Source organism: Rhizobium leguminosarum (genome assembly GCF_002953715.1).
In the GTDB taxonomy this organism is placed as follows: Bacteria; Pseudomonadota; Alphaproteobacteria; order Rhizobiales; family Rhizobiaceae; genus Rhizobium; species Rhizobium leguminosarum_V.
Genome location: NZ_CP025012.1, coordinates 872849 through 895355, shown reverse-complemented (window position 1 = coordinate 895355; position 22507 = coordinate 872849). Strand labels below are relative to the sequence as shown.

General features: G+C 60.5%; 22 protein-coding genes. 10 read left to right on the top strand and 12 right to left on the bottom strand.

All coding sequences use genetic code 11. The features are described from left to right. Window positions 1-15 precede the first annotated feature (15 nt). Window positions 16-1455, top strand: coding sequence for an MFS transporter (locus CUJ84_RS04595; RefSeq protein WP_105005366.1), 1440 nt, complete (start codon window positions 16-18; stop codon window positions 1453-1455). Window positions 1456-1605: 150 nt separating this feature from the next. Here the strand turns inward: CUJ84_RS04595 and CUJ84_RS04590 are convergent, their stop codons facing one another. The 4 genes from CUJ84_RS04590 to CUJ84_RS04575 form a co-directional block, all read right to left on the bottom strand. Further along, complete coding sequence (locus CUJ84_RS04590) at window positions 1606-2604, bottom strand: NAD(P)H-quinone oxidoreductase (RefSeq protein WP_105005365.1); 999 nt, start codon at window positions 2602-2604, stop codon at window positions 1606-1608. A 165-nt stretch (window positions 2605-2769) separates the two neighbouring features. After that, window positions 2770-4587, bottom strand: a complete 1818-nt coding sequence (locus CUJ84_RS04585) for a GGDEF domain-containing protein (protein WP_245457529.1) — start codon at window positions 4585-4587, stop codon at window positions 2770-2772. A gap of 159 nt (window positions 4588-4746) precedes the next feature. Beyond that, the gene (locus CUJ84_RS04580; protein WP_027685520.1) at window positions 4747-4986 is read right to left on the bottom strand and encodes a ribbon-helix-helix domain-containing protein; all 240 of its coding nucleotides are present in this window, start codon (window positions 4984-4986) and stop codon (window positions 4747-4749) included. Between the two features lie 218 nt (window positions 4987-5204). Continuing rightward, entirely contained in the window at window positions 5205-5753 is a 549-nt protein-coding gene (locus CUJ84_RS04575; protein ID WP_105005363.1) for an HdeD family acid-resistance protein, read from the bottom strand. 155 nt (window positions 5754-5908) lie between these two features. Between CUJ84_RS04575 and betI the strand changes: the two genes are divergently transcribed. The 3 genes from betI (at window position 5909) to betA (ending at window position 9896) form a co-directional block, all read left to right on the top strand. Further along, window positions 5909-6535 (top strand): transcriptional regulator BetI, encoded by a 627-nt coding sequence (gene betI / locus CUJ84_RS04570; RefSeq protein ID WP_105008087.1) that lies wholly within the window; start codon window positions 5909-5911, stop codon window positions 6533-6535. Further along, window positions 6532-7995: a betaine-aldehyde dehydrogenase gene (betB, locus tag CUJ84_RS04565; RefSeq protein ID WP_105005362.1), complete on the top strand. Its 1464-nt coding sequence runs from the start codon at window positions 6532-6534 to the stop codon at window positions 7993-7995. Before betI ends, betB begins: the two co-directional genes overlap by 4 nt. 251 nt (window positions 7996-8246) lie before the next feature. After that, a complete protein-coding gene (betA, locus tag CUJ84_RS04560; protein WP_105005361.1) occupies window positions 8247-9896 on the top strand; it encodes a choline dehydrogenase in 1650 nt (549 codons plus the stop codon). Here betA and CUJ84_RS04555 read toward each other — a convergent pair whose 3' ends face one another. From CUJ84_RS04555 to CUJ84_RS04535, 5 genes are all read right to left on the bottom strand, one after another. After that, on the bottom strand, window positions 9897-10196 hold the full coding sequence (locus tag CUJ84_RS04555; protein ID WP_105005360.1) for a type II toxin-antitoxin system RelE/ParE family toxin: 300 nt from the start codon (window positions 10194-10196) through the stop codon (window positions 9897-9899). Beyond that, window positions 10193-10474: a YlcI/YnfO family protein gene (locus CUJ84_RS04550; protein ID WP_003546405.1), complete on the bottom strand. Its 282-nt coding sequence runs from the start codon at window positions 10472-10474 to the stop codon at window positions 10193-10195. Before CUJ84_RS04550 ends, CUJ84_RS04555 begins: the two co-directional genes overlap by 4 nt. Before the next feature lie 119 nt (window positions 10475-10593). Continuing rightward, complete coding sequence (locus tag CUJ84_RS04545; RefSeq protein WP_105005359.1) at window positions 10594-11067, bottom strand: DUF6644 family protein; 474 nt, start codon at window positions 11065-11067, stop codon at window positions 10594-10596. Window positions 11068-11086: 19 nt separating this feature from the next. Next, window positions 11087-11434 (bottom strand): DUF6152 family protein, encoded by a 348-nt coding sequence (locus CUJ84_RS04540; protein WP_105005358.1) that lies wholly within the window; start codon window positions 11432-11434, stop codon window positions 11087-11089. Between the two features lie 345 nt (window positions 11435-11779). Next, on the bottom strand, window positions 11780-12226 hold the full coding sequence (locus CUJ84_RS04535; protein WP_105005357.1) for an RrF2 family transcriptional regulator: 447 nt from the start codon (window positions 12224-12226) through the stop codon (window positions 11780-11782). 420 nt (window positions 12227-12646) lie between these two features. Between CUJ84_RS04535 and CUJ84_RS04530 the strand changes: the two genes are divergently transcribed. From CUJ84_RS04530 to CUJ84_RS04510, 5 genes are all read left to right on the top strand, one after another. Beyond that, window positions 12647-13405: a phosphoadenylyl-sulfate reductase gene (locus tag CUJ84_RS04530; protein WP_105005356.1), complete on the top strand. Its 759-nt coding sequence runs from the start codon at window positions 12647-12649 to the stop codon at window positions 13403-13405. A 151-nt stretch (window positions 13406-13556) separates the two neighbouring features. Then, window positions 13557-14510: a sulfate adenylyltransferase subunit CysD gene (cysD, locus tag CUJ84_RS04525; RefSeq protein ID WP_105005355.1), complete on the top strand. Its 954-nt coding sequence runs from the start codon at window positions 13557-13559 to the stop codon at window positions 14508-14510. 1 nt (window position 14511) lies between these two features. Next, entirely contained in the window at window positions 14512-16008 is a 1497-nt protein-coding gene (gene cysN, locus CUJ84_RS04520) for a sulfate adenylyltransferase subunit CysN (RefSeq protein ID WP_105005354.1), read from the top strand. A 480-nt stretch (window positions 16009-16488) separates the two neighbouring features. Then, window positions 16489-17130, top strand: coding sequence for a peroxiredoxin-like family protein (locus CUJ84_RS04515; RefSeq protein ID WP_105005353.1), 642 nt, complete (start codon window positions 16489-16491; stop codon window positions 17128-17130). Between the two features lie 405 nt (window positions 17131-17535). Then, complete coding sequence (locus CUJ84_RS04510) at window positions 17536-17949, top strand: GFA family protein (protein ID WP_105005352.1); 414 nt, start codon at window positions 17536-17538, stop codon at window positions 17947-17949. A gap of 219 nt (window positions 17950-18168) precedes the next feature. Here the strand turns inward: CUJ84_RS04510 and CUJ84_RS04505 are convergent, their stop codons facing one another. Further along, window positions 18169-19059, bottom strand: coding sequence for a LysR family transcriptional regulator (locus CUJ84_RS04505; protein WP_105005351.1), 891 nt, complete (start codon window positions 19057-19059; stop codon window positions 18169-18171). Between the two features lie 45 nt (window positions 19060-19104). Between CUJ84_RS04505 and CUJ84_RS04500 the strand changes: the two genes are divergently transcribed. Then, complete coding sequence (locus CUJ84_RS04500; RefSeq protein WP_105005350.1) at window positions 19105-20076, top strand: quinone oxidoreductase family protein; 972 nt, start codon at window positions 19105-19107, stop codon at window positions 20074-20076. Between the two features lie 187 nt (window positions 20077-20263). Here the strand turns inward: CUJ84_RS04500 and CUJ84_RS04495 are convergent, their stop codons facing one another. Both CUJ84_RS04495 and CUJ84_RS04490 read right to left on the bottom strand, forming a co-directional pair. Continuing rightward, a complete protein-coding gene (locus tag CUJ84_RS04495) occupies window positions 20264-20764 on the bottom strand; it encodes a hypothetical protein (protein WP_105005349.1) in 501 nt (166 codons plus the stop codon). Between the two features lie 555 nt (window positions 20765-21319). Further along, a complete protein-coding gene (locus tag CUJ84_RS04490; protein ID WP_105005348.1) occupies window positions 21320-22501 on the bottom strand; it encodes a glycoside hydrolase 5 family protein in 1182 nt (393 codons plus the stop codon). Between the last annotated feature and the right edge of the window lie 6 nt (window positions 22502-22507).

Genomic DNA, 22507 nt, shown 5'->3' with positions numbered 1-22507 from the left:
TCTCGGGGTCCTCCCATGTCGAATATCGACCAGACAGCAGCCATCCCCAGCGCCAACTCCATCTTCCGCCTCTTCCTGCCGGAGCTCCTGCCGGCAACATTGATGCTGGCCGGTGGCGTGACGCTTTATGCGGTGGAGAGTTACATCATGGCGACGATCGCGCCTTCGATCGTGCGCGATATCGGCGGCCTCGCGCTGTTTTCCTGGGTCACCAGCCTGTTTGTCGCCGCTGCCGTGCTCGGCTCGATCTTCGTCGCCATGCGGCCGCGCGGCATCGGACTTCGATCCGTCTACGTGATCGCGGCACTGGTCTTCGGCGTCGGCAGCCTGATTGCCGCAGCCGCACCGTCGATGCCGGTGGTGTTGATCGGACGCGCGGTGCAGGGTCTGGGAACTGGGGCGCTTGCCGCCCTCGGCTATGCCTTCATCCGCTTCGTCTATCCCGAGCCGCTATGGCCGAAGGCCTCGACGCTCTATGCCGCGATCTGGGGGGTGGCGACCGTCATCGGGCCGACGTTCGGCGGCTTCTTTTCATCCGGCCACGCCTGGCGCTACGCATTCATCGTGCTCGTGCCGCTCGGCCTGCTGATGGCCTTCCTGGCGCCGCGGCTGTTGCCAGAGGTCGAGGACGACCGCGAGCAGGTAAAGACGCCGATTGCCCAGATCGGGCTGCTGCTTGCCGCCGTCCTGATGGTCAGCACGGCCGGCGCGATCGAGACGACAGCCACGAAGGTCGCGCTGATCGCCTCTTCGGTCGTCGCGGTCGCCGGCATGATCTTCATCGAGGGCAGAAGCCCGAACCGCCTGCTGCCCTCTGGCGCCGTCAGCCTTTCCCAGCCGATTTCCCGGGTCTACCTGGCGATGCTCGCCATGACCGTCGTTCTCGTCAGCGACGTCTTCATTCCCTATTTCCTGCAGACCCTGCATGGGGTGGCTCCACTCGCATCGGGTTATCTGGTGGCGCTGGTTGCCCTCGGATGGACGTTTGCGGCCTTCCTCAGCGGCTCGCTGACCGGCAGGCGGGCGTACGCGGCAATCGTCATTGGCGCCCTCATCGAGGCGGCGGCGACCGCTTGCCTCGCCGTCTTCCTCGCCAAGGACAATCCCGAGGGGCATATGCTCCTCATCGTGCCGGCGGCGATCGGCATGTTCATGATGGGCTTCGGTATCGGTCTCGGCTGGGCGCATCTCGTCGCCATGGTTTTGAGGCTCGTCGCCGACAACGAGAAGGACAAGGCTTCTGCCGCGATCCCGACGATGAGTTCGCTCGGCGCGGCGTTCGGGGCTGCCTTTGCCGGCGTCATCGCCAATGGCGCCGGCCTCGTTCATCCCTGCGGCATATCAGGCGCGCTTTCGGCGGCGCACTGGCTCTATCTGCTGATGGCGCTGCCCGGTGTTCTCGCCGTCGGCGTGTCGCTGACACTACCGCGCCGCGCGTCCGATAGGACGCGCTAAGAGCGCCCTATCTCTTTGCTCTCGCGCAATTCCCGGCAAAAGCACTTCGCGCTTTGCCTGGCAAAACCGCTGCGCACTTTTGCTGGAATTGCTCTTTGTTCTCACGCAATTCCGGACACAAAACCGCTGCGCACTTTTGCTGGAATTGCTCTAGCCGACGCGCAGCATGACCTTGCCGATATGGTTGCCGTCTTCCAGCAGCCGGTGGGCTTCGACGACCTCTTCGAAGGCAAAGACCTTGTGGATGACGGGGGCGACGGTGCCGGCTTCGAGCAGCGGCCAGACCTCCGAGAGCAGATCGTCGCGGATGGCGCGTTTTTCTTCCGCCGTGCGCGGCCGCATGGTCGAGCCGGTAACCGTCAGGCGCTTGACCATGATCGGCGAGAGATTGACCTTTTCGGCGACAGCGCCGCCGAGGAAGGCGATTAGCGACAGGCAGCCGTCCCTGGCCAGCGAGGCGATGTTGCGCTCGAAATAGGCGGCGCCGATCATGTCGAGGATGATATCGACGCCCTGGCCGGTCTCGGCCTTGATCACCTCGGCGAAATCCTCGGTCCTGTAGTTGATCGCGCGTTTGGCGCCAAGCTTTTCGCAGGCCTCGCATTTCTCCTTCGAGCCCGCCGTCGCGTAGACCTCGGCGCCGAAGGCGCGAGCGAGTTGGATCGCCGTCGTGCCGATGCCGCTGGAACCGCCATGGATCAGCACCGTCTCGCCTTCCGTCAGCCCGGCCATCTGGAAGAGATTGGCCCAGACGGTGAAGAAGGTTTCAGGCAAAGCGGCCGCCTTCACCGCGTCATAACCCCTAGGGAAGGGCAGAATCTGGCCTGCCGGCAGCAGGCAATATTCGGCATAGGCGCCGCCATTGGCGAGCCCGCAGACCTTGTCGCCGACGCCATAGCCGCTGACGCCCGGGCCGACGGCGACAATTTCGCCCGACAATTCCAGGCCGAGGATCGGGCTCGCATCCTTGGGCGGGGGATAGCTGCCCTGGCGCTGGGCAATATCGGGGCGGTTGACGCCGATCGCCTCGGCCCGCACCAGGACCTCTCCGTCGCCGGGCACAGGAAGCGGCCGCCTGCCGATCCTCATCACCTCCGGCCCGCCGAACGACGGCAGATCGACGAAACGCATTTCCTGAGGCAATGGCATGACCCGGCTCCTCCCTAGAGCGGTTGAGAACCGCTCTACCTTTTTGCTTTGACGCAATCCCGGACGCAAAACCGCTTCGCACTTTTGCTGGGAATTGCTCTATTCGCTGGACACAGGAAATAAATCAGCCCCGCAGGCTTGGGAAGGCTTGATGTGGCAGAGGCGTCAATTCGCCTCGCCCAGCAGGTGGAAGACCAGGCCTTCCTCGCTGTCCTTGGCAGCCGACTTGATGATGGCAATTTCGGCGCTGACGCGGTTGATATCGTCGATGACGAGGCCCTCCGGCAGTTCGATGACGCCGATCGAGCAGCGCATCAGCGGGAACAAAGCTTCGGCGCCGGTGCGGTCGTGACCGAGGATGCGGCCGGCGGCGCGGTGCTCGTCGGAATAGAGATCCCGCACGTCGTCGTGGAAATCGCTGATCAGCCGGTCGAGGATCTCCGTCAGTTCCTCCTTGGTCCAGCCGACGATGCCGATGAAGAAATCGTCGCCGCCGACATGGCCGAGGAAATGGCGTTCGGCGAAGAAATAACGGCGCATCAGCGCGGCAAACAGCGAGATCGCGTGGTCGCCGAGATGGAAGCCATAGGCATCGTTGAACGGCTTGAAATTGTCGAAGTCGCAATAGCAGAAGTGGCGGAGCTCATCGCCGTCACGGCCGGACTGACGCATGAAATCGCGGATGGCGCGATTGCCCGGCAGGCCGGTCAGCGGGTTCTGGTCCTGCGCGGTCTTCAGCTGCTTCTCGTTGATGACCTTGATCAGCGATGCGGCGGAGACGACCCCGGCATAACGCATATTGTCGGTCAGGATCAGGCAGTTGCTGCCTTCCATATTGGCGAAGATCGCCATCAGATGCTCGGCGTCGCTGTCGAGGCCGACGATCGGCGCCATCTCGACGAAATGCGAGATGCTGCGCTCGTACATCTTGTTCTTCAGGAGATCGCGGCCGAAGGGCTGGTAGATATATTCCTTGAGGTGATGCTCGTGGATGATGCCGCGTGGCTCGTCATTGGCGTTGAGGACGGGAAAGAAAGCCTGGCGTGGATTGCGGCGGAAGAGTTCGAAGACGCTGTCGATGCCGTCATTCTCATAGACCGTCGGCAGCAGCTCGATCTGCTTGCGGATGAGGATTTCGTCGAGTGACTGGCTGCCCCGCTTGCTCTTGCCGAGCTCCTGCAGATGCGGGAAGGACGGCGCCAGCTCAGACATATGCGTCGTCGGACGGGAGATAAACCAGCCCTGAACGAGGTCGACGCCATATTCGCGGCAGGCGATGAATTCGGCCTCGGTCTCGATGCCTTCGGCGATGACGCGCGTGCCGAGCACATGGGCGATGTTGACGATGCTCTTCAAGAGATGGCGCTTGCGGGGGCTGCGGTCGATCTCGGCGACGAAATGGCGGTCGATCTTGAGATAATCGACGGCATAATCGCAGAGCAGCTTCATCTCGCCATGACCGACGCCGAAATCGTCGATCGCCAGCTTGAAACCGGCCTTGCGCAGCCTGGAAACGAGGCCGGAAAATTCCGGCACGCTGGTATTGTCGAACCGCTCGGAGAATTCGAAACAGACGGAGGACGGCGGAATATTAGCCTTGCGCAGATGCTGCAGCAGGCTCTCGACCAGGTGCTCGCCATGCGGGATCAGCCGGACATCGAGATTGAGGAACAGCGTCGAGGTGGAGAAATTCGATAGCGTCGCGAATTTGGCAAGCGCGCGGCTGGCGACCATCTGTTCGAGCTGCAGCAGCTGGCCGGCCTGGTGAGCCTCGTCGAGGATTTCGAGGGGCGTATCATAGCCGATGCGTTCCTGGCCGCGCATCAGGGATTCGTAGCCGAAAACCGTGCCGGTGCCGGCCTCGACGATCGGCTGGAAGGCATTCTCGACGACGAGTTTGGCAAGGGTGACGATCTGATCGCTGGCGTAGCGGCGCAGGACATCCGGCGCGACGGTGGCAGCCAAGGATATGCTGGTCTTCATTGTGGGCCGATCTCCACTGTGACTTGTTCTTTTTCGTCCGGAACATGCCGCAGAAGGATCAATGAACTCTTTCGCCAGTGTGAAAGTTTTATGAAACGCGCAAAGGCATCCTACGCGTTTCGCGTTTATTCAACTTTTCCAATGCAATCAAACACTTGCTCAGGCGGAGCGACGGCGCTCCGCCTCGTGATCGGCGAACATGTCGGCGACGCATCTGCCGCCGGATGGAGCGTCGTCGTCAAGAATATCGTCCCGGAACTCATTGAGCTTGCGGGTGGTATCCCAGAGGCGCAGCGCCTCGCGGACAACCTCACTGCTCGAGGCATAGCCGCCATTATCGACGGCGGCGCGGATGCCCGCTGCCTGTTGCGGAGAGATGGAAACGGTGACCATCGGCATGAACTTCCTCCCTTTGCTGATCAGGCAGAACCCTGCCTCTGGGGGACGCATGACCATTTTCAGCATTCTCGGCGATCTCGCCGGTGCCTTGGTGCATTCGCACTCAGACCGTTCGCTTACTCGAGACCGGTCTGTAACCCGTTAAGTCTAATCCCCTGTCCTAGTCTTGTCAAAAAAGAACGGGTCTTGTCAAAAAAGAACGGTCAGCGGCATCAGTTTCAACTGCGGATGCCGAGGCCGAAGGCAATCATCGTCGAGCCCTGGACGATGAGATCGGCGGCCAGGAACAGGCCGAGGATCCACAGACTGTTCACCGGCCAGCCGAGCGCGATGACGAAACCGGCAAGGGCGGTGATCACGCCGCTTGCGACGATCCAACGCCAGCCCTTGGTGGGCTTCATGCGCATGCCGACCCAGGTGCGGAAGACACCGGCGACGACGAGTGCGAGTGAGAGAAACAGCGTCAGCGCCGCCGAGGTCAGGATCGGATTGATGAAGGCGCAGATGCCGGCAAGCACATAGAGCAGGCCGCTCAGTATCCAGAACAGCACATGATCCCAGCCGCGCACCTGGAAGGCATGGACGAGATAGATCACGCCGCCGGCCAGCATCAGCATGCCGACGTAATAGACCGAGACGACGGTGGCGAGCATCAGATTGCCGAGCGCGATCAAACCGCAGACGAGCAGCAGCACGCCGAGACCGGCAAACCAGATCCATTTCGACTGCAGCGAAGATGTCGGCGTCCCCTCGAAGACATCGGCCATGGTGCACCTCCTGACAGGTTGAGAATATGTTGCAGCAATTCGGCAGGGAAAGATCTGCGTTCGAGCAAATCGAGAAAGATTTTTATTGATTGATCAGTCAATCAAAAATAACCTGCCGCTGATTTCATAGGAGTGGTTTGTTGCCGAAGGTCGGAATGGAGCCGGTGCGCCGCAAGGCGCTTGTCGATGCGGCGCTGCGGGTGATCGGCGATCACGGCTCGCTTGCCGTCACCATGTCCGACATCGCCCGGCAGGCCGGCGTGTCGCCAGCCCTGGCTCATCATTATTTCGGCAGCAAGGAGCAATTGCTGATCGAGACGATCCGCTCGCTTCTAAGACAATTGCGCAACGATACGGTGACGGCGCTTGCGGCCGCCAGTACGCCGCGCGCGCGGCTTTCGGCCGTCATCCGCGTCAGCTTCCACGCCGACCAGTTCGCGCCGGAGACGATCGCCGCCTGGCTTGCCTTTTACGCCGAAGCGCAGCGCTCGGAAGAGACGCGGCGCTTCCTGGTGATCTATGCGCGGCGGCTGCGCTCCAATCTGCTGGCCGACCTCAAGGCGCTGTTGCCAGCTGACGCCGCAGAACGCATCGCCGAAGGCGCTGCGGCGATGATCGACGGGCTCTATATCAGGCAAAGTCTGAAATCCGCGCCGATCGGCATTGAAGCTTCGATCGCGCTGACGGAAGATTATCTGAATGCGCTTTTGGCCACCGCCTCCCCCTCTCCCCGGAGCGAGAAGGGACGACCACATCGAACCACCCAAGGACAAATGACATGAAAGCCCAGCCGAAAGCCTCGCACTTCATCGACGGCGAATATGTCGAGGATACCGACGGCACCGTCATCGAGAGCCTCTATCCGGCGACCGGCGAGGTGATCGCCCGGCTGCATGCCGCAACGCCCGCGATCGTCGAACGGGCGATCGCCGCGGCCAAACGCGCCCAGCCGGAATGGGCGGCGATGAGCCCGATGGCGCGCGGGCGCATCCTGAAACGGGCAGCCGACATCATGCGCGAGAGAAACCGGGCGCTCTCCGAACTCGAGACGCTCGATACCGGCAAGCCGATCCAGGAGACTGTTGTCGCTGACCCGACCTCGGGTGCGGATGCCTTCGAATTCTTCGGCGGCATTGCGCCGGCCGGTCTCAACGGTTCGCAGATCCCGCTCGGCCAGGATTTCGCCTATACCAAGCGGGTGCCGCTCGGCGTCTGCGTCGGCATCGGCGCCTGGAACTATCCGCAGCAGATCGCCTGCTGGAAAGCTGCCCCGGCGCTTGTCTGCGGCAATGCCATGGTGTTCAAACCGTCCGAGAACACGCCGCTCGGGGCGCTGAAGATCGCCGAGATCCTGCACGAGGCGGGACTGCCGAAGGGGCTCTTCAATGTGATCCAGGGCGACCGCGACACCGGGCCGCTGCTCGTCAACCATCCCGATGTCGCCAAGGTGTCGCTGACCGGCTCGGTGCCGACCGGGCGCAGGGTGGCGGCGGCTGCCGCCGGCAACCTCAAGCACGTGACGATGGAGCTCGGCGGCAAGTCGCCGCTGATTGTTTTCGACGATGCCGATCTCGATTCGGCGGTCGGGGGCGCGATGCTCGGCAATTTCTATTCGACCGGCCAAGTCTGCTCGAACGGCACGCGCGTCTTCGTGCAGAAGGCTATTAAGGCCGAATTCCTGAAGCGGCTGAAGGTCCGCACCGAGGCGATGCTGATCGGCGATCCGATGGACGAGGCGACGCAGGTGGGGCCGATGGTCTCCTGGGCGCAGCGCGAGAAAGTGATCTCCTACATCGAGAAGGGCAAGGCCGAGGGCGCAACACTCATTGCCGGCGGCGGCATTCCGAACAACGTCTCCGGCGAAGGTTATTATGTGCAGCCGACGGTGTTTGCAGATGTCACCGACGACATGAGCATCGCCCGCGAGGAGATCTTCGGGCCGGTCATGTCAGTGCTCGATTTCGACGCCGAGGACGAGGTGATTACGCGGGCCAATGCCAGCGAATTCGGCCTTTCCGGCGGCGTCTTTACCGCCGACCTCACCCGCGCCCACCGCGTCGTCGACCGGCTGGAGGCGGGCACGCTGTGGATCAACACCTATAATCTCTGCCCAGTGGAAATCCCCTTCGGCGGCTCGAAACAATCCGGCTTCGGCCGCGAGAATTCGCTGGCCGCGCTGGAGCATTATTCCGAGCTGAAGACGGTCTATGTCGGCATGGGGCCGGTGGTGGCGCCTTATTGAATTGAAACACATCTGCCCTTGCCTTTGCCCCTCACCCTAACGGGGTCGAGCCACTCGTCTCGACCCGTCCTCCGGACCCCCGCTCGCGGGGAGAGGGGACGTGCCAAACGCAGCGTCGAGGTTGGGGGAAGCTGGTGCGGCATGTCCCTTCGCCCCGTTTACGGGGAGAAGGTGCCGGCAGGCGGATGAGGGGCAGGTTCTGGGAAAAACAAGAAGCAGCCGGATGATGGCTGCTCGAGGGAAACAAGTAGATGCAAGCAGATTTCGTCATCATCGGCTCGGGCTCCGCCGGCTCCGCCCTCGCCTACCGTCTGTCGGAAGACGGCAAGAACAGTGTCATCGTCATCGAGGCGGGCGGCAGCGATTTTGGGCCGTTCATCCAGATGCCGGCAGCGCTTGCCTGGCCGATGAGCATGAAGAGATATAACTGGGGTTATCTGTCCGAGCCCGAGGCAAACCTCAACAACCGGCGCATCACCGCGCCGCGCGGCAAGGTGATCGGCGGCTCCTCCTCGATCAATGGCATGGTCTATGTGCGCGGCCATGCCGAGGACTTCAACCGCTGGGAGGAGCTCGGCGCCAGCGGCTGGGCCTATGCCGACGTGCTTCCCTATTTCAAGCGGATGGAACATTCGCATGGCGGCGAAGAGGGCTGGCGCGGCACCGATGGGCCGCTGCATGTCCAGCGCGGCGGCTTCACCAATCCGCTCTTCCGCGCCTTCGTCGACGCCGGCAAACAGGCGGGCTTCGAGACGACGGAGGATTATAACGGCAGCAAGCAGGAAGGCTTCGGTCTGATGGAGCAGACCATCTTCGGCGGCCGCCGCTGGTCTGCTGCCAATGCCTATCTGAAACCGGCGCTGAAGCGGGACAATGTCAGGATCGTCTACGGCTTTGCGCAGAAGATCGTGATCGAGGACGGACGTGCCACAGGCGTCGAGATCGACCGCAACGGCAGAACAGAGGTGGTGAAGGCGAACCGCGAGGTGATCGTCTCGGCCTCCTCCTTCAATTCGCCGAAGCTCTTGATGCTGTCGGGCATCGGTCCCGGCGCTCATCTGCAGGACATGGGCATTGCAGTGAAGGCCGACAGGCCGGGCGTCGGCGCCAATCTGCAGGACCATATGGAATTCTACTTTCAGCAGGTGAGCACCAAGCCGGTGTCGCTCTATTCCTGGCTGCCGTGGTTCTGGCAGGGGGTGGCCGGCGCACAATGGCTGCTCTCGCGCGGCGGGCTCGGCGCCTCCAACCAGTTCGAGGCCTGTGCCTTCCTGCGCTCCGCGCCGGGGCTGAAGCAACCCGACATCCAGTATCATTTCCTGCCGGTGGCAATCAGCTATGACGGCAAGGCGGCGGCGAAAAGCCACGGTTTCCAGGTTCATGTCGGCTACAACCTGTCGAAATCGCGCGGCAGCGTGAGCTTACGCTCCGCCGACCCCAAGGCCGATCCGGTGCTGCGCTTCAACTATATGAGCCATGCCGAGGATTGGGAGAAGTTCCGCCACTGCGTGCGCCTCACCCGCGAGATCTTCGGGCAGAGCGCCTTCAACGACTATCGCGGGCCGGAGATCCAGCCGGGCGAAGGCGTGCAAAGCGACGAAGAGATCGACGCCTTCCTGCGCGAGCATCTGGAAAGTGCCTATCACCCTTGCGGCACCTGCCGCATGGGCGCCAAGGACGACCCGATGGCCGTGGTCGATCCGCAAACGCGGGTGATCGGCGTCGATGGCCTGCGTGTCGCCGACAGCTCGATCTTCCCGCACGTCACCTACGGCAATCTGAACGGACCCTCGATCATGACCGGAGAGAAGGCGGCCGACCATATCCTCGGCAAACAGCCGCTGGCGCGCTCGAACCAGGTACCCTGGGTCAACCCGCGCGCGGCCGTCAGCGACAGATAGTCAGTGGTAATCTTCTTCGCGCTGGTGACGGACGGCGAGGACAATGACGCTCGTTTCGCTCATCACTTTGAAAAGAATGACATATCCGGCAGAACCGAATGGTACGACGAGCTCGCGCAGCAAAGGATCATCCGCAGAGGCGCGTCTGGCCATTAGCGGGAAATCCTGAAGTATCATCAGAGCTTTTTGGATGGCGTTGATGGCACGTTCCGCCAAATCCGGATCACGTTCGATCAGAAAATCGGCGAGCCGGTCCAGATCTTCATAGAAGGTCTGAGTATACTTTAGCCCGAAGGTCATTTCTGCTGTGCAGCTTTGCGGGCTTTCGCCTTTTCAAGCTTTTTGCGCATCAACTCCTGAATGTCGTCCGTTGTGTAAAACACACCGGTCCGCTCTGCGTCCGCCAAGCCAGCCAGACCCCGCGCGATGAACTCCGCTTGGGTCTTTCTATAATCGATCTGGCGGCGAAGAGAGTCCTCTATCAGCGACGACAAGCTCTCGCCTTCTTTGAGAACGCTTTCGGCGGCAGCGCGCAATTCAGGATCCACGCGAAGGGACGGGAGAGATGCCGTTTTCATGACGTTCCTCATGCGTTGCAATTGCAATGCAATATGATGGATCATCGTGTTATATTCAACTCCCCTCCACCTGGCGCAATTCATATGCGCCGCGGTTGAGAAAATCGGGAGCGATCACATCAGAGAAATCCGATCCAGCGTCCCGCCACAAGTGCGGCGATCCATGTCGCCGCCGACAGAGCCGCCGAAACTCTTATGGCAGGGCGAAGAATGCCGACGGTGGTTGCCGTTCGCCAACCCTGCCCGGTATGCACCACCAGCACGTTGAGTAATCCGAAGGCAATCAGCCCGAGCTTGGCGAGGAAGGCGGGATTGGCGGCATATTCGACCGCCCGGACGCTGAAGAGGCAGAAGCCGGTTAGAATAGCCGCGGCAAGGCCGACGCCGGCGGAGCGGGAGAGAAACGGGGCAACGACTTCAATAGGCAGCTTGCGGAAGAAGCCGGCGAGCCTGAGATCAAGCGGCAGGATAGCGCCGATGAGAAGGCCGATCGCCAGGATATGGGCCGCGTTGACGAACATGTAAAGTGTTCCGGAGCGCCGGAGCGCGACCGCAGGTGTCGTTGCCGACAGCCATTCGAGAATGTCGATCACAGCTCAGTTCGCCCAGAGGTCAGTTCGTCTTGATGCGGTCGGGATAGATATCGTAGCGCTTCTCGCCGATGGTGAGGCGCACCGCCTTCATCCGCTTCTCCTTTGGATCCTGCGAACGGTTTCCAAGGGCGACCACCTGGTCGCCGGGCTTGGCCACACCTTCGACGAAGCCGGAGCGTTCCGTCTGGCGCGGATTGCCGAGCTCGACCAGCCAGACGCCATCATTAGCGGTCGCGACATTGAGGGTCGGATGCGGCCCGCCCATGGAGATCTTCTCGATGGTGCCGGCAAGCTCGATCTGGTCCGCCTCGGCCCACGACCAGCCGTGATGGGCAATTGCGCCGGTGGCAAAAACCACGGAAAGCATGGCCGCAGCCGCTAGAGTATTTCCGTTTTTCTTCGAACCACGGAAATGCCCTATCTCTTTGTTTTCACGCAATTCCGGACGCAAAACCGCTATGCACTTTTGCTGGAATTGCTCTAGCCGCTGTGCTGAAATTATAGACATGATATCCTCCCCACTGCATACTTCCTCAAATCGGAGGCGATTTGAGGAAGTATGCAGCAATTCAAAGTGTTACAGCGTCCTTTGCGCGTCTAAAGACGCGCGGCGCTGTAGCCGTTTGGGCAGGCAGGTGGAGCACCAAGGCTGGAAGAAAAGGGATTTCACCAAATCTTGAAGAAAGATGCGGGCGTCAGTTCACCCTGATGCTCAGGCCAGCAGACGGGTGACTTCGGCGGTGTGCGTTGGCGCGACGGCATCGGCGATGGTCGTCGAGAACAGCACCTTGCGGGTGGCGTCCGCCACCTTGGCGAAGACGTGGCGGATCTGGCAGTTCTGTTCGCCGTCGCAATCGTCGCATCGGCGGTAGGCGGTGATCGAGAGGCACGGCAGCGGGGCGATCGGGCCGTCGATGATGCGCAGGATCTCGCCGAAGGTAATGGTGTGGGCGGGTTTCAACAGGAGGTAACCGCCCTGCTTGCCGCGGCGGCTGGCGACGACGCCGTGATGTTTCAGGTCGAGCAGGATCTGTTCGAGGAACTTCTTCGGGATCTTCTGCTGCGCCGCGATATCGGAAATCATCACCGGTTCGTCGGCATCGGCATCAGCCAAGACCGTGAGCGCCCGCAGCGCATATTTCGCCTTTTGCGTAATCATTTTTGACCATCGACACACACAGGCAGTGCGAATCTCCGCACTGCTACGGAAGTACTTTCACCTCTATGGCACAACCAGCATGAACGGAATTTGAACGCGCCGGAGAAAGCCTTGAGAGACAAGCGTTTTGGCCTTGTTTTTTGCTCTCGGCCAAGCTCTCTTAATCTATGCCAAAACCGCGCCTTCTGCACCATTTTCGGCATCACTTCAGATTTCGGATTGACAGGCTGCGTGTAACTCTACTATTTCTATAGACATTCGAGCTGCCGATGTGGATTTTTGTCCGCAGGCGGCTGCTTTTCTGCATCGCGGCAGCTTCGGAGAGATATTTGCTCTTCCGGCCGCAGCTTTCGAAATCCCTTTTTCTGTCCGATCCCTGCCTGAACTGCGATACTCCAGTCAACAAAGGACAGGATTCTCATGACTGCTATCAATACGATTGCGGAAGAAGGGCCGATTGCGGAAGCCGAGGCGCTGAACGACAGACTGGCGGGCCTTGATCTTGCCGGACGTCTGTCGCTGGTCTCCGGCCTTGGCGGCCGCGTGGTGTTCACGACGTCACTCGGCATCGAGGACCAGGTGATCACCGCCGAGATCGGCACGCACCGCCTGCCGATCGATATCGCCACGCTGCAGACCGGCCGGCTGTTTGCGGAAACACTGGCACTGATCGAAGAGACCGAAAGCCAGTACGACCTCCGCATTCATCGTTACGAACCCGAGAAGGCCGATATCGACGCCTATGCGGCGCAATACGGCCTCAACGGCTTCTACGAGAGCGTCGAAGCCCGCCATGCCTGTTGCGGCGTGCGCAAGCTGAAGCCGCTTGCCCGTGCCCTCGAAGGTGCTGCGATCTGGATCACCGGTCTGCGCCGCGGCCAATCGAACAATCGGGCCGAAACCCCCTTTGCCGAATACGACGCCGAACGCCACCTGCTGAAGGTCAATCCGCTCGCCGATTGGGACATCGAGGCGATCAAGGCTTTCGTTTCCGCAAATAGCGTGCCGGTCAACCCGCTGCACGCTCGCGGCTATCCCTCGATCGGCTGCGAGCCCTGCACCCGGGCGATCAAGCCCGGTGAGCCGGAACGCGCCGGCCGCTGGTGGTGGGAGCAGGACGAAACGCGCGAATGCGGCCTGCATGTCGCCGAAGAGGCCGCAGCGATCGCCGCACAGTAAATCACCCCACGGCTTTCCCAATCAGGGCGCGGCGACCGCCGCAGCCTTGGGAAAGTCAACATTCCCTGGGAAAGCCAACATTCCCGGGGAAGTCAACATCAAGGAATTGTTTTGCGGCGAGCCGTAAACGACCGATAGCCTGGAGTAAAACATGCCCGATAGCCGTCCGGATACGGAACTCAGCAATCCGCAGAGCGCCAAGGCGCCGCTCGACCCGCATCTGAAAGCGCTGGAAAACGAATCCATCCACATCTTCCGCGAGGTTGCGGCCGAATTCGAGCGTCCGGTCATGCTCTATTCGATCGGCAAGGACTCCTCGGTGCTGCTGCATCTGGCGCGCAAGGCCTTCTATCCCGGCCGCGTGCCCTTCCCGCTGCTGCATGTGAACACCGGCTGGAAGTTTTCCGAGATGATCGCCTTCCGCGACGAGACCGCGAAGAAGTATGATCTCGATCTGATCGAGCACATCAATCCGCGCGGCAAAGCCGAAAACATCACGCCGTTTACGCATGGATCGGCCGCCTTCACCGACATCATGAAGACCGAAGGCCTGCGTCAAGCGCTCGATGCCGGCCAGTTCGATGCCGCTTTCGGCGGTGCGCGGCGCGACGAGGAAGCCAGCCGCGCCAAGGAGCGCATCTATTCCTTCCGCACGCCCGACCATCGCTGGGATCCGCGCAACCAGCGGCCGGAACTCTGGAACATCTATAACGGCATGATCCGCAAGGGCGAGAGCGTGCGCGCCTTCCCGCTGTCGAACTGGACGGAGGTCGATATCTGGCGCTACATCCAGGCCGAAGACATTCCGTTGGTGCCGCTCTATTACGCCAAGAAGCGGCCCTTCGTGGAGCGTGACGGCATGATGACCCTGGCCGAGGATCCGCGCCTGGAACTGCTGCCCGGCGAAGTCCGCCAGGAAGGCATGATCCGCTTCCGCACCCTCGGCGACTTCCCGCTGACCGGCGCCATCCGCTCACAGGCCACCACCCTCGAAGAGGTGATTGCCGAACTCGAAATTGCAACGGTGTCCGAACGCCAGGGCCGCGCCATCGATCGCGACCAGTCCGGCTCCATGGAAAAGAAGAAGCGTGAAGGATATTTCTGAGATGACCGCAGCCCAAACCGCCGTCTCGGCCGCCACCGTCGTCAGCCTGCCCGCCGCCGAGCCGCTCAAGGCCCTGCGCGATACCAGGCCGCTGCGCCTCATCACCTGCGGCAGCGTCGATGACGGCAAGTCGACCTTGATCGGCCGCCTGCTCTGGGACACCAAGGCGGTCAAGGAAGACCAGGCCGCCACCCTGCAGCGCGATTCCACCGGCAAGCAGAACGATCTCGGACTGCCTGACTTCGCGCTGCTGCTCGACGGCCTGCAGGCCGAGCGCGAACAGGGCATCACCATCGATGTCGCCTATCGCTATTTCTCGACCGACAAGCGCTCCTTCATCGTCGCCGACACGCCCGGCCATGAGCAATATACCCGCAACATGGCGACCGGCGCCTCGACCGCCGATCTCGCCATCCTGCTGGTCGATGCGCGCTTCGGCATTCTCGAGCAGACGCGCCGTCACGCAACGATCGCCTCGCTGCTCGGGATCAAGCAATTCGTGCTTGCCGTCAACAAGATCGACCTGACGGGCTACGACCGCGCCGGCTTCGACAAGATCAGCCATGATTTCCGGGAATTTGCCCTGTCGCTCGGCGTCAAGCAGATCACCGCCATTCCGATGTCGGCGCTGAAGGGCGAAAACGTCGTCTATTCCGGCCAGGCCGCCATGCCCTGGTACAACGGCCCGTCGCTGGTGGAGACGCTCGAGCTTGCCACCGTGCGCTCGTCGCAGACGGTCGGCTTCCGCCTTTCGGTCCAGCGCGTCTCGCGTCCCGGCGAAAGCTTCCGCGGCTATCAGGGCACGGTTGCCGGCGGTTCGGTCAAGCCCGGCGACAGCGTCATGATCCTGCCGTCGGGCATGGTCGCCAATGTCTCCAAGATCGTCACCTTCGATCTCGTCCGCAACGCGGCCGTTGCCGGCGACGCGATCACGCTGGTGCTCGACCGCCAGGTCGATGTGGCGCGCGGCGATATGATCGTCTCAATCGACGCCCAACCGCAGGTCGGCCTTGCCTTCGACGCGCAGATCGTGGCGCTGCAGCCTGAGGGTATCGAGCCCGGCAAACGCTACTGGCTGAAGAGCGGCAGCCGCCGCCAGCGCGTGCAGGTGCAGCCGCTCAGCCAGCTGGAACTGAAGACCGGCACCTGGAACGCCGCCCAACGGCTCTACATGAATGCCATCGGCAAAGTCCGGCTCATCTTCGACGAAGCGGCGATCTTCGACCCCTATGAGCAGAACCGGCTGTCCGGCTCCTTCATCCTGATCGATCCGGAGACCAACAACACGGTCGCCGGCGGCATGGTGACCGGCAAGCGCACCGAACTCGGCGGCCTGCACAATGGCGAAGCCCGCGTCATCCTCTCGCTTCCGGCTGACCTTGCCGAGCAGATCATGGCGAGCGAACTCTTCGCCAGCCGCAGTCACGAGGCCGAGGTGCGGCGCATGACGGCCGCCGAAGCGGCCGACCTCTGGTCGAGCGCTGCAAGCGATATCTGACAAGGGATAAGCGATAAGGGATAAGGGATAAGGGGCCAGCAAGACTGGCCCCTCACCGCAGCCCAAGCCGCTGGCTGCAGGGCTATTCCCTGTCGAGCGGCAAAGAACCGATCAGAACCTGAGACTTTGCGATAGGGGCTTCGTGTCCGCTTCCTTCCCGCCGATAGTGTTGAAAAAGTCGAAAATCCGGGCTTAACCTCCGCTACGCGGCCCCACACCGCTTGAACGCAAAATTGGCTGGTCCCCCAGCGCAATTTTCCGTGTCGGCCTCTACGGCCGCTAAAAAAATCAGAGTTTGCAGAAAACGGGCTTTTTCCATTCACGATTCGCTGTTTACCGCTTGCCCGCGGGCCAATGTGGGGCCATTCTTAGATCGGATCCTGGCGGTGCGGTAAGACGAGAGGTCAGGCCCTGCAACGCTCAATCTCGACCTCGAAGCACTGCCTTTTCTCGACTGATCCCCGAGCGAGGAGGTTGTCCATGTCCACGCGCTATGTCGACCATCCACTACAACCGGGCGACCGGGTCCCGAACCTTGTGTTTGATGCGATCTCTCGCGAGGGGAAGATCGCACTTGATGATTTTCGCGGCCGCAGCCCATTGTTGATCGGTTTGTTTCGAGGCCTGCATTGTCCGTTCTGCCGGCGCCATGTCGCGGCCATGGCATATCTCAACCCGATGCTGCGTGAGAAAGGCGTCCAATCCCTGGCGGTGGTGAACACCCCGGTCGAACGCGCGCGGCTCTATTTCCGTTACCATCCGATACCCGATCTTCTTGCTGCTTCCGACCCGGTACGGGCTTCGCACCAAGCCTTCGGCTTACGCGAGGTCGGGATCGACACGGTCATGGCGATACGGATCGATCTTCCGGGCGAGTTGCCCGAGCCCATGGGCGTGATGGCAATGGACGAGTTTCTCAACGAGAAGGAAGGATATCAGATTACCGAAGCAGATCAGCAGATGATCACTGCCGACCACGGGCAGCTTGTTGGTCAGTTCCTAATCGACCGGGAGGGCATCGTACGCTGGAGCTTCACTGAGGTTCTGGAGGCTGGGCTCCAGACATTCAAGGCACCGAATTCCGAGGAATTGATGTCGGTAGCTTCCCAAGTCGTACATTAACAACGAAAAACTCGCTCGACGCCCCCCCGCCCGGGTGGTGCTCAGTGGATTGAAGCATCGTTCGAGATGCTCATCGATTCACTGTTTACCGCTTGCTCGCGAGCGACTGCACTCCGCCATTGGCTATAGATCACCAGTGGAATTTGAAATCCAGCTTGCCGCAAAGAACCGATCAGAACCTGAGACCGTGCAATGAGGGCGCCGCATCCGCTTCCGGCCTGACGCGGCCAGATGGCCTTTCCTCTAGACTTCGGCATTCCGCGATCTACATTTGAGCTTCTGTGAGCCTGAATTGTATCAGGTCTCAGCCCCTTCGCATCGCCCACCCTAACCATTTGCGGTTCGGGCCTGCGCTTCCCCCCCCCAATTCAACGCAATTTCACCGTACAAGCGGGAGGAGTTTCCATGACCAATGCCCAATGCGCCTGCGGCGCTCTGAGACTGATGCTCAGCGAGCCGCCACAAATGACTGCGCTGTGTCACTGTCTGGCTTGCCAGCGCAGAACGGGTGCGCCGTTCAGCGCAAATGCTTTCTACTCGATTGGCTGCGTCGAAATATCTGGAACGTCTACAGAATTCATTCGCACTGCCGAGAGCGGTCGCAAGGTCCGAATGCATTTTTGCCCAACATGCGGCTCGACCGTCTATTGGAAGGCCGACACTGCGCCGTCCTGGATCGGGGTGGCGGTCGGTTCCCTTGCCGACCCGGCCTTCGCGCCACCTGCCATGTCAGTCTTCGAACAATCGAAACATAAGTGGGTGCAGCTTGACGAAACGGTAGAGCACTTTCAAAGCCATCCAATCCGCCAAGTGGAATGAATCGACGCGGGCTTTCGGCCTGAAGCGGACTTTGGATCATCGGCAGCGGAAGCTCTTTCGTTGCCTGCTAGACGACCCTTTCGCGCAGACCATCGATCGCTGACAACACCGTTGCCTCCGGATCGAGCCGTCTCGGCAGATAGTCGCGCAAAACTCAGAGTGATCGTTCGAAAAGAAGCTCATTCTCCTTTTCGCCCACATGCTCCCAACCTGAACGCACTACTTGCCGACAGCGCTCTTCAGCGCATCGACGACGACGCGGACGGAGGGGACGTCCTTGATATCCGAATGGACAACCAGCCAGACCTCTCTTGTCAAAGGCCGTTCGGTCTCAATGCGCTGGAGACCAGCGGACTCCAGGACGGCGAAATCGGGCAGCATGACGACACCTGCGCCAAGGCTTGCAGTTGCGGCCTGAAACTCCAGAACGGACGACCTCACAGCGATCGGCCGGCCGGCGGCCAGTTCCATCAGCCGCAGTTGTTGCGGCGAGGCGTTCATGGTTTCGTCGTAACCGATGAAGGTCCAGTCCGACGGTGGAACCGTTTCGAGATAGGTCTTTGATGCGTAGAGATGGAAGCTTGTCTCACCGAGTTTTACGATGGCGTAATCCCCGTCCTCTGGACGCGACATTCGCACGGCGATATCCGCCTCTCGTCTGTTCAGGGACGCGAGGCGCTTTTCTCCGACGAGCGTGATCTGAACACCGGGATGGTCTCGCCTGACGGCCGCGATCGGCTTTGCCAGGAGCACACTTGAGAGAGCGGGAGGCGCGCTGATCCTCACATGGCCACGCAATTCCGTTGCGCTGCTGCGACCAAGCTGCTCGATTGCCGCAGTTTGCGCCGCGACAAGAGCTGCGTGCTTGGCAACCTGCTCTCCGTCCAAGGTCAACATGATGCGCCGTCCGCGGCGGTCTATGAGTTTACGCCCCAAACTGGCTTCAAGCGACGAAATGCGCCGACTGATCGTGGCGTGTTCGACGCCGAGCTGCTTTGCGGCACCGAGCAACGTTCCCGACTGCGCGAGCGCCAGGAAATGCCGAAGGTCGTCCCAGTCGATCTTTGTGAATTCTCTCCCAATCATTGTGAAGCAATAGGGAATTTTCACACATCATGCCATCGGTTAATTTGTGCCCATGTAGGAGCACGAGAGATGACTGACCAAATCATATGGCTGAACGCCCCTGGTGACATCACCAAGTTCCACGTCGAGCATCGCGGTTGTGAACCTCCCGGTGATGGCGAGATAACAATCCGTCATCAGGCGATCGGCACCAACTTTCTCGACGTCTATCACCGAAAGGGCGTCTACCCCATGCCTTCCTACCCCGCGGTGATCGGTGCCGAGGCGGCGGGCATCGTCGACGATGTCGGTCCTGGCGTCTCCATGTTCCAAAAAGGTGACCGCGTTGCCTATGCCGGGCCTCCGGTTGGCGCCTATCGCTCCACGAGGAATATTGCCGCTGAACGGGCGATCAAACTTCCGGATGCCGTTTCAGCAAGAACGGCAGCGAGTTCGCTGCTCAAGGGCATGACCGCCTACATGCTGTTGAAAAAGACCTATGATGTGCGCGCAGGCACTCAGGTTCTGATCCATGCGGCCGCGGGCGGGCTGGGGAGCATCCTCGTTCGTTGGGCCAGGTCGCTCGATGCCACCGTGATCGGGACGGTCGGCTCTTCCGAAAAGGCCGCACTCGCCGCATCTTATGGGGCCGATCACCTTATTGTCGGACGAAGCGCCGATATCATCGCGGACGTGAAACGGCTGACGAACGGACTTGGCGTCGACGTCGCCTATGACGGGATCGGCGGCGATACACTTCTCAAAACCATACGTTCTGTCCGCCCATTCGGCATGGCTGTCACCATCGGTCAGGCCGCCGGTGCTATTCCACCGGTGCCTGTCGAGGAACTTCGCCCGGGCAAGGCGCTCTGCCATCCGAGCATCATGGCCTGGTGCGCTGACGTCGGACAATATCGCGAGGCGGCTCTCGCCGCAGTCGGGGCGATGGAAACAGGGATCGTTTCGCAGATCGGTGCCGAATATCGCTTGGCCGATGTTGCCAAGGCGCATGAAGAGATGGAATCCGGACGCTCGGCGGGTAGTATCCTGCTGATCCCTTGATTGGCCAGAGTCCGTTCAAGACAGCGGGTAGCGGGCCGGCCTTCTCGTCATGAGTTTAATCATTGCGGCCTGGATGAAGGCGAGGCTTAGAGCTGAACCGCACCCGCTCAGGGCACGCATGTTGCAGCTCAGCCGACTTGGTCACCACACAACGCGAGGCAGACCTCGATTCACTGCCAAGCTACAGTTATTTCGGCTTACGAAGATCGAGAGATCCAGTCGGAATAGGAACCACACTGGCAAGTCGTTGGCCTACCACCGCACCGATTGTGGCAACCCCGGACGTATTCCTGGATGCCGGCTCGATCTGGCGAAGAAACAGTCCGCTATCATCTGCGAGAGATCCGATGGTAATCATCGGCTCATCGTCCACGAAAAGTATCAATCCAATGCCGGATCCAACCTTATCCTCCACCCTGCATGGCAGGGCTCGCAGTACGGTCTCCGCGTTTGTCGAAAACAGGGATTTAACAAGCCCGCCAAGTGCTTCGACCTTATTGACGAACGGCCGCACGACAAGAGTCACCGCTTCTTCAGATAGAGTGAGTTCGACGGAAAACTGAGCCGGCGCAGAACCGGTTGGCAGGCAAGCACTATAAAGCTGAAAAATCGCGGCGCGGGCGAAATTCAAGCGTGTATCATGGGATTCGGCTTCAACGATTGATTGGAGAAAACGTGAAGAGTTCACTGCCGGAATCCCTCTTTCGAATCGGGATAGCCCGATGATGAGTCAATATACGATACCGCTTCTGGGAGCGAGCCGTCCGCATTATTCATATTACCAACTGCTGACCTTCGAAAATCTCCAGTTTGTCCCCGATATCCTGGATATACCGCGAATATTTGGCGAAACTAGAGACCCAGTTTTAGATCGCAAGAAAATATGGAAGCATTTAGGTCAATATTCTGGCGTGTTGAGATCGCTATCGCTTGTTCGTTCGCGCGACCATCCCGGTTCGCGGGAGCGCTTCCGATCGTCGTGTCACGCGTGTTTTCGTCTTGAAATCGGTTTCCGCCTTCAAGCGATATGCCACATGTTGTTGGCAGCCATCAAATCGAACGGCAACACCCGGTGCCATAACCGATCCATCGCTCAAGACGACTAAAGCGCGTCGCGATCTTTCAGATTCGCTCCTCGCGCTTTAGCTCTTTGTTTTTACGCATGCCGTTGTCGCAAAACCGCGGCACAGTTTTGCGCGACATGCTTTAATGCTGAACGGCGGAATGGCTCCGGTGGCCCTGATTATTGAAGCTTGAGGGCGGCGTCGCGCAGAGCCTGCCAGGCAGGGCTTCCATCGTTATGGATGTCGAATTTGTCGTAGTCGTCCTGGGGATAGAGGCCCGAGTCCTGGGTGCTGGTGAGCCGCCAGACCACCCAGCCTCCGCAATCCGAGGTGGCGATCGTGTTCAGCCACGTTCCATAGGCGTTTGCCTGATCGGCATCGGACCGCGGAATTCCAAACTCCTCCAGGATCACCGGTTTTCCGATATTTCGTCCGATCGCGCAGTATTCGCGAATGCGGGCATCGAAATCGGAATGGCTCATTTTGACGTAGGATGGGTAGCCATGCCACGTGCCGAAATCGACGCTCGGAATGTTCATATCCGCCAGCTTCTGATCCATGTTCCCATGGCCCGTCGTTACCAGCTGTTTCGGTGCCAGGGATTTGACATAGGCTGACATTTCCGACACCCACTCATGAAGGAGCGGTTTGGGATGGATGTCAGGTTCGTTGGCCAGATCCCAGGCAAATATGGTGGGGTCATCGGAATAGCGCACACCGGTAATCGTGTTGACGCGCGACAGAACATGCCGAACCCATGCCTTGTAATCGCGTCGGGTTCGCGGATCAGCGGCAAAAAAAGTGTATTTGTCCGAACTCCCATACCAGGCGTTCATCTGCTGGGCACCGCCCGTGTAGGCCCAGAAATCGACGAATGCGAGGATCAGCTTGAGCTTGCGCTTCGCCGCTTCCGCGATGAGGTAATCGACCTTTTGCAGGCCGTCAGGTCCGTCGTTGGGAACCATCTTGTTGGTTATCGGATCCCAACTCATCATATAGATGCCCTTGGTCCCCAGATTGCTGGAATCGGCTGTGCTTTTTGAATTCCAGATCGTTGGCACCTGGCCGTCCAGCGACCCTATAACCGGTTGCAGGAAGGTGCGCACCACATTGGCACCCATTGCCGTGGCATCGTCCAACACGCGGGTGACTTCGCCTGACGAGCCAAATGTCAGATAATGGTTGTTTACGCCGGCCACGCGAAATGGCTTGCCGTCTAGCAGGAAGCCCCCCTCTTTCGTCGTGACGAAAGATTGCTGCGCAGATGACTGCGCGTCCGCAGATCCGACTTGAGCAGACCAAAAAAGCGCCAGCGCCACAGCGCCGATAGCGAAACTCCGGAAATGGTGAATACGTCTCATGCGAAG

Coding starts and splice junctions, on each gene's coding strand:
- CUJ84_RS04555 (WP_105005360.1), bottom strand. CDS start 10,196: ATGACCTTCGGGCTAAAGTATACTCAGACCTTCTATGAAGATCTGGAC.
- betA (WP_105005361.1), top strand. CDS start 8,247: ATGCAAGCAGATTTCGTCATCATCGGCTCGGGCTCCGCCGGCTCCGCC.
- CUJ84_RS04535 (WP_105005357.1), bottom strand. CDS start 12,226: ATGATTACGCAAAAGGCGAAATATGCGCTGCGGGCGCTCACGGTCTTG.
- CUJ84_RS04490 (WP_105005348.1), bottom strand. CDS start 22,501: ATGAGACGTATTCACCATTTCCGGAGTTTCGCTATCGGCGCTGTGGCG.
- CUJ84_RS04515 (WP_105005353.1), top strand. CDS start 16,489: ATGTCCACGCGCTATGTCGACCATCCACTACAACCGGGCGACCGGGTC.
- CUJ84_RS04585 (WP_245457529.1), bottom strand. CDS start 4,587: ATGAAGACCAGCATATCCTTGGCTGCCACCGTCGCGCCGGATGTCCTG.
- betB (WP_105005362.1), top strand. CDS start 6,532: ATGAAAGCCCAGCCGAAAGCCTCGCACTTCATCGACGGCGAATATGTC.
- CUJ84_RS04550 (WP_003546405.1), bottom strand. CDS start 10,474: ATGAAAACGGCATCTCTCCCGTCCCTTCGCGTGGATCCTGAATTGCGC.
- CUJ84_RS04575 (WP_105005363.1), bottom strand. CDS start 5,753: ATGGCCGATGTCTTCGAGGGGACGCCGACATCTTCGCTGCAGTCGAAA.
- CUJ84_RS04500 (WP_105005350.1), top strand. CDS start 19,105: ATGACTGACCAAATCATATGGCTGAACGCCCCTGGTGACATCACCAAG.
- cysN (WP_105005354.1), top strand. CDS start 14,512: ATGACCGCAGCCCAAACCGCCGTCTCGGCCGCCACCGTCGTCAGCCTG.
- CUJ84_RS04530 (WP_105005356.1), top strand. CDS start 12,647: ATGACTGCTATCAATACGATTGCGGAAGAAGGGCCGATTGCGGAAGCC.
- CUJ84_RS04540 (WP_105005358.1), bottom strand. CDS start 11,434: ATGCTTTCCGTGGTTTTTGCCACCGGCGCAATTGCCCATCACGGCTGG.
- CUJ84_RS04595 (WP_105005366.1), top strand. CDS start 16: ATGTCGAATATCGACCAGACAGCAGCCATCCCCAGCGCCAACTCCATC.
- cysD (WP_105005355.1), top strand. CDS start 13,557: ATGCCCGATAGCCGTCCGGATACGGAACTCAGCAATCCGCAGAGCGCC.
- CUJ84_RS04510 (WP_105005352.1), top strand. CDS start 17,536: ATGACCAATGCCCAATGCGCCTGCGGCGCTCTGAGACTGATGCTCAGC.
- betI (WP_105008087.1), top strand. CDS start 5,909: ATGGAGCCGGTGCGCCGCAAGGCGCTTGTCGATGCGGCGCTGCGGGTG.
- CUJ84_RS04580 (WP_027685520.1), bottom strand. CDS start 4,986: ATGCCGATGGTCACCGTTTCCATCTCTCCGCAACAGGCAGCGGGCATC.
- CUJ84_RS04590 (WP_105005365.1), bottom strand. CDS start 2,604: ATGCCATTGCCTCAGGAAATGCGTTTCGTCGATCTGCCGTCGTTCGGC.